This is a genomic window from Streptomyces endophytica (assembly GCF_026153355.1).
Taxonomy (GTDB): Bacteria; Actinomycetota; Actinomycetes; order Streptomycetales; family Streptomycetaceae; genus Streptomyces; species Streptomyces endophytica.
The window spans coordinates 3491904-3504140 of the sequence record NZ_CP110636.1 but is presented as its reverse complement, the minus strand read 5'-3'; the positions used below and the strand labels follow the sequence as shown (position 1 = coordinate 3504140).

Annotated in this window: 7 protein-coding genes and 3 pseudogenes; 4 read left to right on the top strand and 6 right to left on the bottom strand. The window is 72.6% G+C overall.

Going from position 1 to position 12237, the window contains the following annotated elements; all coding sequences use genetic code 11:
• The first annotated feature begins 69 nt into the window (after positions 1-69).
• A pseudogene (locus OJ254_RS15620) lies at positions 70-959 on the top strand (TauD/TfdA dioxygenase family protein).
• Between the two features lie 130 nt (positions 960-1089).
• Here OJ254_RS15620 and OJ254_RS15615 read toward each other — a convergent pair.
• From OJ254_RS15615 to OJ254_RS15605, 3 genes are all read right to left on the bottom strand, one after another.
• Positions 1090-1935 carry an ArsR/SmtB family transcription factor gene (locus tag OJ254_RS15615; RefSeq protein ID WP_265362811.1) on the bottom strand — a complete coding sequence of 282 codons (846 nt, stop codon included), beginning with the start codon at positions 1933-1935 and terminating at the stop codon, positions 1090-1092.
• A gap of 524 nt (positions 1936-2459) precedes the next feature.
• Positions 2460-3350, bottom strand: coding sequence for a tetratricopeptide repeat protein (locus OJ254_RS15610; RefSeq protein ID WP_265362810.1), 891 nt, complete (start codon positions 3348-3350; stop codon positions 2460-2462).
• Positions 3351-3442: 92 nt separating this feature from the next.
• Positions 3443-5248, bottom strand: coding sequence for a hypothetical protein (locus OJ254_RS15605; RefSeq protein WP_265362808.1), 1806 nt, complete (start codon positions 5246-5248; stop codon positions 3443-3445).
• Between the two features lie 127 nt (positions 5249-5375).
• On the opposite strand from OJ254_RS15605, the gene OJ254_RS15600 reads away from it, so the two are divergent.
• Positions 5376-5597: a hypothetical protein gene (locus OJ254_RS15600; protein ID WP_265362807.1), complete on the top strand. Its 222-nt coding sequence runs from the start codon at positions 5376-5378 to the stop codon at positions 5595-5597.
• 52 nt (positions 5598-5649) lie between these two features.
• Positions 5650-5991 (top strand): annotated as a pseudogene (locus tag OJ254_RS15595) (STAS domain-containing protein); the annotation flags it as partial.
• Positions 5992-6259: 268 nt separating this feature from the next.
• Here the strand turns inward: OJ254_RS15595 and ppdK are convergent.
• Both ppdK and OJ254_RS15585 read right to left on the bottom strand, forming a co-directional pair.
• Positions 6260-8994: pseudogene (gene ppdK, locus OJ254_RS15590) on the bottom strand (pyruvate, phosphate dikinase).
• A gap of 583 nt (positions 8995-9577) precedes the next feature.
• Positions 9578-10162, bottom strand: coding sequence for a MarR family winged helix-turn-helix transcriptional regulator (locus OJ254_RS15585; protein ID WP_265365171.1), 585 nt, complete (start codon positions 10160-10162; stop codon positions 9578-9580).
• A gap of 225 nt (positions 10163-10387) precedes the next feature.
• On the opposite strand from OJ254_RS15585, the gene OJ254_RS15580 reads away from it, so the two are divergent.
• Entirely contained in the window at positions 10388-11020 is a 633-nt protein-coding gene (locus OJ254_RS15580; protein ID WP_265362806.1) for a GNAT family N-acetyltransferase, read from the top strand.
• Between the two features lie 23 nt (positions 11021-11043).
• Here the strand turns inward: OJ254_RS15580 and dusB are convergent, their stop codons facing one another.
• Complete coding sequence (dusB, locus tag OJ254_RS15575) at positions 11044-12174, bottom strand: tRNA dihydrouridine synthase DusB (protein ID WP_261951577.1); 1131 nt, start codon at positions 12172-12174, stop codon at positions 11044-11046.
• Between the last annotated feature and the right edge of the window lie 63 nt (positions 12175-12237).

The window sequence follows — 12237 nt, the reverse complement described above, 5'->3', positions numbered from 1 at the left end:
CCAAGGAGGCCCCATGACGTCCCTCGCCCCCTCCCCGCTGTCCCCCTCCCTCCCCTCCGCCCCCACCGCATCCCCGCCGACGGCCTCTACGAAGGACCGCGGAGAGTGCGTCGTACGCCCGACGGATGGACGGACCGGCCCTACGAGCGCTTCGAGGTCGTACCGCGGGGGACGGTCCTCGGGGCCGAGATCCGTGGGCTGGACCTGTCCCGGCCGCTGACCGCGGAGCTGCGGGCGGAGCTGAACCGGGCGCTGCTGGAGTGGAAGGTGCTGTTCTTCCGCGGGCAACACCTGACTTCCGAGTCACAGCGCGAATTCGCCGCGAATTGGGGGGAGTTGGAGTCCAATCCGCTCCTGGCGCAGGGAGATACGAAGGAGGTGGTGCGGTTCGACAAGGCGGCCGGCGCGGTTCCTACGTTCGAGAACGTATGGCACGCGGACGTCACGTTCCGGGAACGCCCGGCGCTGGGCCCGGTGTTGCAGCTTCGAGAGGTACCGGACTCCGGGGGAGACACCCTGTGGGCCGATATGGCCGCGGCGTACGACAATTTGCCGTCGGAAATCAGGGCCCGCATCGACGGGGCGCGGGCGGTGCACGACTATCTCCCGGGCTTCGCGCGCTTCTCCTCGGCGGCTCAACTGGCGCCATTCCAGGAGGAGTTCCCGCCCGTCGAGCATCCGGTGGTGCGCCGCCACCCGGAGACCGGGCGGCGGACGCTGTTCGTCAACGCCTCCTTCACGACCCGGATCGCGGCTGGGGCGAGGCGGAGAGCGACCGGATGCTGCGGCTGCTGTTCCAGCAGGCGCAGGTGCCGGAGTTCCAGGTGCGGTGGCGCTGGCAGGCGGGCGACCTCGCCTTCTGGGACAACCGCGCCACCCAGCACTACGCCGTGAACGACTACGGCACACAGCGCCGGGTCGCCGAACGGGTCGCCATCGCGGGCGACCGCCCGTACTGATGGCGTACGCCGCGCCCGCACGGCGCAGGAGGGTGCCGGCCCCCGTCCGGCGTACGCGGCCCGCTCCGCACGCCGACCCCGCGTCCCGGCCCCGGCCCGCACCCGCCGCCACCCGTACGCGGCCCCGGCGTCACGCCAGCCGCTCGTACGCCGCGTCCTCCGCGGGCCGGGCACCGCGCAGCAGGGCCGCGCCCAGCGGCGTGAGGGTGTGCAGCACCGCGTTGCCCTGCCGGAGTGTGGTGAGCAGGCCGGCGTCGCGCAGGACGGTGGCGTGCTGGCTGGCGGAGGCCAGCGAGACGTCGGCCCGGCGGGCGAGTTCGCTGGTGGTGCAGCCGACGCCGACGCCCTGCAGTATCGCCGAGCGGGTCTTGCCGACGAGTCGGCCCAGACATCGCTCGGACGGTACGTGCGGGGTGAGCCGCGGCGCCGGGTGCTCCACCGGGTAGACCAGGACGGGCGTCAGGTCCGGGTTGTGGAACGTCACCGGGGTGCGGCGGCAGAAGTACGAGGGCAGCAGGAGCAGGCCGCGGCCGTTGAGATGGAGATCGCGGTCCACCGGATAGTCGGCCTCCAGGACCGGCGGGCGCCAGCGCATCATCGGCGGCAGCGAGGCGAGCAGCCGGTCCGCGCCGCCGTCGAGCAGCGCCCGGCCGCGGGCGGCCCGGTCGGCCTCGATGCGGCCCTGGATGCGCGCCCAGTGCGGGGCGACGGCCGCCTCGTAGTAGCCCTGCAGAATGGTGGCGAGGCGGCCGAGCGCGCGGGTCTCACCGTCGGCCATCGCCCGGATCCACGACGGGAGCGGACGGGCGGCGGTGGAGAGCCGGGACAGCTCGGTGTGCAGCCGTTCGGCCGGTGTCTCCCGCAGTGCGGCGAGCGCGTCGGCCAGCCCGAGGAGCCCTTCGGCGGGCGTCAGGAAATCGGGGAAATAGCCCCGCGTGGGCACCAGCGGCGCCAGCAGACGCGCTTCGCCATTCAACTTTCCCCGTGTTTCCGATCGCCATTTGCCGAACGCCGAATCGTCCCTCCGGTCACGCAGTCGGTGAAAGCTCAAGACGGTCTCCCACAGCGCGTCCGGGCGTGCCGCAATGCGCACACGGGCCAGATCGAGTCCACTGAAATGGACGCGTAACACCGAACCCCCACCCTTGGTTTGTTCCGTCGGCCCCCGGCACGCCTGAGTATGCACGCCAACACGCGCGGTCACCATGCCCTTTTGGCCAGACTTGAAAGTCCTCGCGCCGCCCGGGGGCGGAGGGAATGCTTGTACTCAATTCGACGGCGGCACGAACGGCCCGGATTGCTCGATCCCGTGGGGGGTGATGGGCAAGGAACCGTCCGCTCGGCAGCCCCGTCGAAGGCCGCCTTCCCGCGCCGACCGGGGTGGCGGCAGCTCCCGAGGGGGGAGTCCGGAGAAAGCGAGGGCGGCACCTCCGCACAGGTGCCGCCCTCGTCCGGTTTCTCCGCGGGGCCGCACCGGGGCGGTACGGGTGGGTCACCGGTTCACCCCCGGGTCCGCAGCAGCCCCTCCCACGCCTCCGTGTCCCCGGCGTCCACCGCCGTCCCGTAGAGCTCCGCCGCGCGTCGCACGTCACCCTTCTCCTCCATGAGTTGGGCGAGCGCACCCCAGGCATCCACATCTCCCAGGGCGATCGCCGTGAGATAGGCCCGTTCGGCGCCCTCGAGGTCGCCGCCCTGCTCGCGTACCCGGCCCAGGGCGGTCCACGCCCCGGTGGCGCCGGCCTCCCTCGCCTGGGCCACCGCCGCCTCCGAGCCCAGCCGGTCGCCGGCCCGCTCGCGGATGCGGGAGAGCGCGGCCCAGGCTTCCGGATCCCCGTTCTCTGCGGCGGTGTCGGCGGCACGTTCGGCACCCGCCCGGTCGCCGGCCGCCTCCCTGAGCCGCGCGAGCATGGCGCAGGCGTCGGTGTCCCCCGCGGCGGCGGCCGCTCCGGCCGCCAGGTCCGCGGCCACCGGATCGCCCGCCTCCGCCCGCAGCCGGGCCAGCGCCACCCAGGCCTCCGCGTCGCCCTGCCAGGCGGCCTTGCGGGCGGCGCGCTCGGCGCCCGCGCGGTCGCCGTTCTCCTCGCAGAGCCGGGCCAGTTGGGCCTGCGCGGTGACCGACCCGGCGGCGACGGCCCGCCCCCAGGCCTGCGCCGCCCCCTCGGTGTCGCCCCGCTCCCGGCGGAGCCGGGCCAGTACGCACCAGCCCTCGGCGTCCCGGCGCTCGCCGGCCTGTGCGGCCGCCCGCTCCGCCCCCGCCTCGTCCCCGCCGGCCCAGCGCAGCTGCACCAGATGGACGTAGGCCGCGGTGACGCCGCCGGCGCCGGCCGCCGCGTAGGCGGTCTCCGCCGCGGCCCGCTCGCCCGCCCGTTCGGCCAGCCGGGCCTGCCCCAACAGGCCCCAGGTCTCTCCCGCGCGGGCCGCCCGGGCGTACGCCGCACCGGCACCCGCGGGGTCCCCGGCGTGGTCCCGCAGCCGGGCGAGCGTCAGCCACGCCCGGGGGCAGCCGGCCTCCGCGGCCCGGGCAGCGGTCTCGTCGGCGCCCGCCCGGTCCCCGGCCGCTTCCCGCAGCCGGACCAGGGCCGACCACGCCTGCCGCTCCCCGCGCCGGCCGCCGTCGCATAGGCGTGGCAGGCACCGTCCCGGTCCCCGCTGTTCTCGCGTAACGCCCCGAGCACGGCCCAGGCACGCGCGCTGTCCGCCGCGGCCGTCTGTGCGCCCTCCCGGTCACCGGCCTCCTCCAGGAGCTGCGCGAGCGCCGGACGCGCCACCTCACCGCCCCGCTCCACGGCGCACCGGTACAGCCGTACGGCATGGTCGTGGCGGCGGCGGTCCTGGGCCGCCTGCCCCATCGCGTACAGGTCGTCGACGGTGCGCGCATGGGCCGCCGCGGCCTCCCACAGCTGCTCGGGCGGGGCCAGGTGGGCGCGCCGCAGCCGGACGCTCTGGTCCAGGTAGTCGGCGGGGTGGTAGCCGTCCGCCGCGCCGAGGCCCGGCGCGACCCGGTCCGGCACCAGGGCGGACAGCGAGCCGGTCTCCTGGGCGCACAGGCTGCGCAGGGCGGTGGCGAACCAGCCGCTGTCGTGCGTGACCCGGGCGGTCGTCGGCAGGTACCCGGCCACGGCCTCGGCGAGCAGTTCGCCCGGCAGCGCGCTGCCGTGACCGAGGCGGCGGGCGTCGACGGCGGCCGTGACGACCGCGTGCTCGATCTCCGCGAAGGCGTTGCCGGGCCCGGTCTCGTACCGCCGGACCAGCTCGGGCCCGCCGGTCAGTTGCTGGATGACCCGGGCGCGGGCGCCGTCGCCGGACCACTGCGCCGCCGCCACGGCCGCCCGCATCCGCGGGTCCCGGACGGCGATCTTCCTGGCCTGCCCGAGGCCGTCCCCGAGGCCGTCCGGGACGTGGATCTCGGCGCGGTAGGTCTCCAGGAGGGTGCGCGCATGGGCGTAGCGGTCGGCCGTCTCCAGGGCGCGCGAGGCCACCTTCCGGGCGTACTCCGGCCACATGGTGCCGATCACGGCCACCGGTGTGACCCGGGCGAGGAGTTCGGCGAGGGCCCGGGCCGCCTCCTCCCCGGCGGGCTCGGTCAGATGGCGCTGTGCCTCGCCGAGCCAGACGACGGTGCGTGCGTCGACCGAGTCCGTCGCCACCCAGTCGACGAGCTCGTGCGCACCCCGCGGCACCAGCACCGGCCAGGTGGGGAGTTCGCCGCGTACGGCCTCGAAGGCGGCGCGGGACTTGCCGGTCGAGGACTGCCCGACCAGGAGCGCGAGGACGGACTGCCGGCCCTCGGCCGCGTGCCGCAGCCGGTCGCGGAGCAGTTCGTCGTGTTTGCGCGCGATGTACGGGGTGAGGTCGTCGACGCCGCTGCCGTCGACGGCGACCGCGCGGTGCACCCCGAGGGAGAAGGCGCCCCAGTCCTCGGCGGTGCGCGGGGGCGGGCCGGGGTTCTCCTGGGCCGCGATCCACAGCTGTTTGGTCCGCACCACCACCTGTTCCGGGTCGTCGGCCCCGCCCGACCGCGCCAGCACCGCGGCGACCGACTCCGCGTCGTGCAGACCGGGCAGTTTCGCGCCGCCCAGGATCCGGTTGACGGTGTCCTTCAAGGGCGAGCCGGGCAGGCCGTCGTCCTGGCCGATCGCGTCCACGATCGCCTCCAGGGAAGGGGTGCCGGCGGCGAGGTAGAGGCGGTACAGGAAGCGCTTGAACTCCCGCAGCGCGCCCGGCGGCAGCCGCGGCGGGGCCAGCGGCCGGGGCCGGCGCCCCGGACTGCGGTTCTCGTCGCTTCCCATCGCTGTTCCCCCGCTCCCCACCGCATCCCGTCGCCACCCGTCGGCGGCCTCCCGCCCGCCGCCATCCTGATCCCCACGACGACAACGCGTCCAGCGGACGACGCATCACCTCACTCCGGAGGCAGAGTTGAACCCCTTCGCCACCCTCATCACGCGGGGCACCGGCAACGCCCTGTACCGGGTCCTGACCGCGGCCCTCCTCGTCCTTCCGCTCCTGCTGGTCACGCTGGCCAGCGTGCCGGCCCTCGTGGTGCTGCCGTTCCTGCCGGACGGCAGCCGCCGCGCCGACCGCATCATCCGCCAACTGATCGTCTGGACACGGTCGTTGGCCGCGCGGGGCAGGGCTTAGGCGGCGTACTCTGAGGCCCGGGATCGCGCCGAGCGGAAGGACGCGGGGACGCATGGAGCCGAACGTTTGCCGGTACGGCCGGGTGGATTTCACCCATGAGCACCTCTCCGAGGAGACGACCGTGCTCACGGTCGTCGGCGAGTTCGACGTCTATACGGCCCCGCTCTTGCGGGAGGCCCTCGTGGAGCTCGTCAACGACGGGCACTTCCAGCTGCTCATCGAGGTGAGTGGGGTGGATTTCCTCGACAGCACAGGAACCGGTGTGCTGGTCGGCGCCCTGAAGCGGACCCGGGCCCACGGCGGCATGGTCGGCATCGTCGCCCCTGGCCCCAGTTTCCTGAAGGCCCTCCGGGTGAGCGGTCTCACCAAGGTCTTCCCGGTGTTCGGCTCCGTCTCCCAAGGGGAGGAACTCCTGCCACTCCTCGTCGCCCGCCTCAACCAGCGACGTGGTGAGGCCGCCCCCGCCCGGCAGATCGCCTGAGGGCGGCCGCGGGCCCGCACCGCCACACGACCGAGGGCGGCACCTCCGCACAGGTGCCGCCCTCGTTGGGGTTCCGGAGCCGACGGCCGGGCTGGTGAGGGTTTTTGAGGTGTCCCCGCCGCCGGTTCCGGTGGTTTCGAAAGCACCGCGGACGCGCCCGCGCCCGCGGTGCCCTCCTGGGTCAGCGGCTGTCGCTGCCCTTGGACTCGGCCGCCGCCCGGCCCGCCTCCAGTCGTGCGACCGGGATGCGGAACGGGGAGCAGGAGACGTAGTCCAGGCCCACCTGGTGGAAGAAGTGGACGGACTCCGGGTCGCCGCCGTGCTCACCGCAGACGCCGAGCTTGAGGTCCGGGCGGGTGGCCCGGCCGGCCGCGGCGGCGTTGCGGACCAGCGAGCCCACACCGTCCTTGTCGATGGTCTCGAACGGGCTGACGCCGAAGATGCCCTTCTCCAGGTACGCGGTGAAGAAGCTGGCCTCGACGTCGTCCCGGGAGAAGCCCCAGACGGTCTGCGTGAGGTCGTTGGTGCCGAAGGAGAAGAAGTCCGCCGACTCCGCGATCTGGCCGGCCGTGAGGGCGGCGCGGGGCAGCTCGATCATCGTGCCGAGGGTGAGCCTGAGCTCGACGCCGTGGGTCTTCTCGACCTCGGCGATGACCTGCTCGGCCTCCTCGCGGACGATCTCCAGCTCCTGGACGGTGCCGACGAGCGGGATCATGATCTCCGCGCGCGGGTCGCCCTTGGCGTTCTTGCGCTCGGCGGCCGCCTCGGCGATCGCCCGCACCTGCATCGCGAACAGACCGGGGATGACCAGGCCGAGGCGCACACCGCGCAGACCCAGCATCGGGTTCTGCTCGTGCAGCTTGTGCACGGCCTGGAGGAGCCGCAGGTCGTTCTCGTGCTTCTCGTGGCGGGCCTCGGCCAGCGCGACCCGCACCGACAGGTCGGTGATGTCGGGCAGGAACTCGTGCAGCGGCGGGTCGAGCAGCCGTACCGTCACCGGCAGTCCGTCCATCGACTCGAAGAGCTCGATGAAGTCGGCCTTCTGGAGCGGCAGCAGCTCTTCGAGCGCGGCCTCCTTGTCGGCGTCGGTGTCGGCCAGGATCAGGCGCTCGACCATCTCGCGGCGCTCACCGAGGAACATGTGCTCGGTGCGGCACAGGCCGATGCCCTGGGCGCCGAACCGGCGGGCGCGAGCGGCGTCCTCGGCGTTGTCGGCGTTGGCGCGGACCCGCAGCCGGCGGACCCGGTCCGCGTACGCCATGATCCGGTGGACGGCCTTGACCAGCTCGTCGGCGTCATCGGCGCCGGCGTGCATCCGGCCCTCGAAGTACTCCACGACCGGGACGGCACGACCGGCACCTCGCCGGCGTAGACCTTGCCGGTGGAGCCGTCGATGGAGACGACGTCGCCCTCCTCGATGACGGTGCCGTCGCTGGTCGTCATCCGGCGGGACTTGGTGTCGACCTCCAGCTCCTCGGCGCCGCAGACACAGGTCTTGCCCATGCCGCGGGCGACGACGGCGGCGTGCGAGGTCTTGCCGCCGCGGGAGGTGAGGATGCCCTCGGCGGCGATCATGCCGTTGAGGTCGTCGGGGTTGGTCTCCCGGCGGATCAGGATGACCTTCTCGCCGGAACGCGACCACTTGACGGCGGTGTACGAGTCGAAGACGGCCTTGCCGACCGCCGCGCCCGGGGAGGCGGCGATGCCGCGGCCGATCATCTCGGACTTCGCACCGAGGTCGAAGCGGGGGAACATCAGCTGCGCCAGCTGCGCGCCGTTGACCCGCTGGAGCGCCTCGGCCTCGTCGATCAGGCCCTGGTCGACGAGCTGGGTGGCGATCCGGAAGGCGGCACCGGCGGTGCGCTTGCCGACCCGGGTCTGCAGCATCCACAGCTTGCCGCGCTCGATGGTGAACTCGATGTCGCACAGGTCCTTGTAGTGCGTTTCGAGCGTCTCCATGATCTGCATCAGCTGGTCGTACGACGCCTTGTCGATGTTCTCGAGGTCGGCGAGCGGCACGGTGTTGCGGATACCGGCGACGACGTCCTCGCCCTGCGCGTTCTGCAGGTAGTCGCCGTAGACGCCCTGCTGGCCGGAGGCGGGGTCGCGGGTGAAGGCGACGCCGGTGCCGGAGTCCGGGCCGAGGTTGCCGAAGACCATGGAGCAGACGTTGACGGCCGTGCCGAGGTCGCCGGGGATGCGCTCCTGGCGGCGGTAGAGCTTGGCGCGGTCGGTGTTCCACGAGTCGAAGACGGCCCTTATGGCGAGGTCCATCTGCTCGCGCGGGTCCTGCGGGAAGTCCCGGCCGGTCTCCTTGGCGACGACGTCCTTGAAGTGCGCGACCAGACCCTGGAGGTCCTTGGCGTCGAGGTCGACGTCGACGCGGACGCCCTTGGCCCGCTTGGCCTCCTCCAGCGCCTCTTCGAAGAGCTCGCCGTCGACGCCCAGCACGGTCTTGCCGAACATCTGGATCAGGCGGCGGTAGGAGTCCCACGCGAACCGCTCGTCGCCGGCCTGCGCGGCGAGGCCGGAAACCGACGCATCGGAGAGGCCGATGTTGAGGACGGTGTCCATCATGCCGGGCATGGAGAACTTCGCCCCGGAACGCACCGATACGAGCAGCGGGTCGTCGGCCTGGCCGAGCTTCTTCCCCATCTTCTGCTCAAGGGCGTCGAGGTGCTGGGAGACCTCGGCACGGAGTGCCGCCGGCTCGGTGCCGCTCTCCAGGTAGACCTTGCAGGCCTCGGTGGTGATCGTGAACCCCGGAGGGACGGGAAGTCCCAGGTTGGTCATCTCGGCGAGGTTCGCACCCTTGCCACCGAGGAGGTCCTTGAGGTCTTTGTTGCCCTCGGTGAAGTCGTAGACGAACTTCGCGGACGAAGGCTGGGTTACGTGGGGATCTTGTGTTTCCGGCACGGCACTGACTCCTCGCCGACGGGCTGCCCTGACGGCGAGGAACATACCCAGATCGAAGGCGTATGGGTACGTCCACTTGGTCGACATACGTGCGTAACCGGCTGTCAGCCAGCAGATCGAAAGTGATCACCCGCTCGGAGGTGCATTCAATACTCGAATGCACTACTACGAAACGTGATCGTAGAGCAGCGGATGTGATACACGCTGCGACGAATGAATCCATCACTCAAACACAAGATGGGTGGCACCCGGTGCCACCTCTCCGAGAGGTGGAGCCCGGCTCCATTCGCTCATCTGAGCGCAACCCCTATCAGGGGTGGCGAGAATCACGCGCTCATGTGTGCTGGGGTCCCATCATTTGGACCCCCTCGATGGCTGGTCGATCAAGAAAAGCACCGCGTTGCACAGTCGCCCGCGCGCACGCGGTGAGTCGTTCGCTACGCGATTCGGCCATCCGGCGCGCGAAAGCCCAGTGCCGGGAGGGCATGCCGGGGCAGGACGTCGCTATCAGGCCATAGTTCCCGGCCGGGCCGGAACGCGGCCCGGGCGGCCGGGGGTCGTATACGACCCGGCGGGCGGGGCCTCAGAGCGCACCGGCGCCCTTCGGCCGGCGGCCGCTGCGGCGGGGCGGCGGGTCACGGCCGTCGAGCAGTTCCAGCCGCCGTTCCGCGCCGCGGCGCTCCACCTGCGCCACGATCCGGCGCAGCAGCTCCGCCAGGTCCAGCGCCTCGTCGTCGTTCAATCCCCCGGTCACGAAGACCTCTTCGTCGTGGAACTCCGGGAAGAGCCGGGCCATCAGCCGCTCCCCCTCGGGCGTGAGGGAGAGCAGCGCGAGCCGCCGGTCGGTGGGGTGCGCCCGGCGCTCCAGCAGGCCACGGTTGTGCAGGGTGCGGGCGACGCCGGTGAGCGTGCCCTTGGAGATTCCGGCCTCCTCGGCGACCTTGCGGGTCTCGCGTTCGCCGCCGATCCACACCACCCAGAGCACGACGAAGCCGGTCCAGGTCAGATCGGCGCCGCGCAGCACGGAGTTCTCGAAGTGCTGGCGCACCGCGGCCGCGGCCCGGTAGATGCCCGCCACCGCGGCCATCTGCTCGGGGCGCACGGGCAGGTCCCCGACCCGGGCCCGGACCGCCCGCTCCACCTCGCCGAGCGAACGGTCCCCACTCAGCACGACTGCGTCCTCGTCACGGCGGCTCCTTCATCTCCGACATGCCGTAAATCCGGCATTCGGCCTCAAACGGTACGCGGCCGCCCCCGGCATTTCGGTGCGCCGCGCCCGACTCCGGCCCGCCCGCATAAAGAGGTGCCCCGACACTCTCCCTCGCGTAATGTGCGCACCCAGATAGCACCTCTTACCTACCACCCTCAACAACCGCCACTCGGGGAGGACTTGATGCTTTCGGAACTCGTCGGCAACTGGGGAACCGGCTGGGCGCTCTCGCGCGGCACGCCGGAGCCGGTCGCCCTGCCCTGGGGCCTGTACATCGAGGTCGGCACGCCCGGCCAGGTCGGGCGGCACGTCCTGTCCGAGGCCACCGAGGCCGCGGTGCGCGCGGCCACCGCGTCGGTGACCGTGCCCGACACCTGGCTCAAGGTGTGTCTGGAGGACGCGGAGGTCGAGCGCTGGCTCCCGGCGGGCTGGCAGGCCGACCGGGAGGACGCCGGCCACCTGATGGCCACGGATCTGCGGACCACGCATCCGGTGACGCCCGACGGCTACGCCACCTCCGTGGAGCACCGAGCCGGCGTCACCTACGTACGGGTGCACGACGCGGCCGGCACGCTCGCCGCGAAGGGCCAGATGGCCGTCCTCGGGGAGGCCACCGTCGTCGACCGGGTCGAGACCGATCCCGCCCACCGCCGCCGCGGGCTCGGCAGCGTGGTCATGCGCACCCTCGCCGACCGTGCCGTGTCCGAGGGCGCCCGCCTCGGCATCCTGGGCGCCACCGACGAGGGCCGGGCCCTGTACGAGTCGCTGGACTGGAAGCGGCACGCACCGCTGGCGGCGTGCGTGTACCGGCCGTAGGGGCGGCGGGCTGAGGAGCGGGGTCAGCCGCCGGACGTGTCCAGCTCGGCGTCCGCGCTGACGCCCGCGCAGTCGTTCGGGTCGTCCAGCCAGCCGTCGGGGAGGACCACGCGGTTGCGGCCGGAGGTGCGGCCGCGGGGGCCGTCGGCACCGGCGGGCCAGGGCTGGTCGAGGTCCAACTCGCCCAGCAGGTCGGAGAGTTCGTTGAGGGAGGAGGAGACCGCGAGGTTCCTGCGCATCTCCGAGCCGATCGCGAAGCCCTTGGTGTACCAGGCGACGTGCTTGCGGAAGTCGATGACGCCGCGCGCCTCGTCGTTCAGCCACTCGCCGAGCAGCGTGGCGTGCCGCAGCATGACGTCGGCGACCTGCTTCATCGTCGGCCGGGCGTAGTCCTCGGGGCGGCCCTCGAAGGCGGCGACGAGATCGCCGAAGAGCCACGGCCGGCCCAGGCAGCCCCGGCCGACGACGACGCCGTCGCAGCCGGTCTCGCGCATCATCCGGACCGCGTCGTCCGCGGACCAGATGTCGCCGTTCCCCAGGACGGGGATCTCGCCGACGTGGTCCTTCAGGCGGGCGATCGCGTCCCAGTCGGCGGTGCCGCCGTAGTGCTGGGCGGCCGTGCGGCCGTGCAGGGCGATGGCGGTCACCCCCTCCTCGACGGCGATCCGGCCGGCGTCCAGGTAGGTGATGTGGTCGTCGTCGATGCCCTTGCGCATCTTCATGGTCACCGGCAGCCCGCCCGCGTTCGCCACCGCCTCGCGCAGGATCGAGCGGAGCAGCGGGCGCTTGTACGGCAGGGCCGAGCCGCCGCCCTTGCGGGTCACCTTGGGGACCGGGCAGCCGAAGTTCAGGTCGATGTGGTCGGCGAGGTCCTCCTCCGCGATCATGCGGGCGGCCTTGCCGACGGTGTCCGGGTCGACGCCGTACAGCTGGATCGAGCGCGGCTTCTCCGTCGCGTCGAAGTGGATCAGCTGCATGGTCTTCTCGTTGCGCTCGACCAGCGCCCGGGTCGTGATCATCTCGCTGACGAAGAGGCCCTTGCCCGCGGAGAACTCCCGGCAGAGCGTCCGGAACGGGGCATTGGTGATCCCGGCCATGGGCGCGAGGACCACGGGCGGCTGCACCGTGTGCGGACCGATCTGCAGCAGCGACATGGAGCGATACCTTCGACTTTCTCCGGCGGTTCTCTTCGGTTTCCGGGGGTCCGGGGCGGCGGT

Coding starts and splice junctions, on each gene's coding strand:
- OJ254_RS15605 (WP_265362808.1), bottom strand. CDS start 5,248: ATGGGAAGCGACGAGAACCGCAGTCCGGGGCGCCGGCCCCGGCCGCTG.
- OJ254_RS15580 (WP_265362806.1), top strand. CDS start 10,388: ATGCTTTCGGAACTCGTCGGCAACTGGGGAACCGGCTGGGCGCTCTCG.
- dusB (WP_261951577.1), bottom strand. CDS start 12,174: ATGTCGCTGCTGCAGATCGGTCCGCACACGGTGCAGCCGCCCGTGGTC.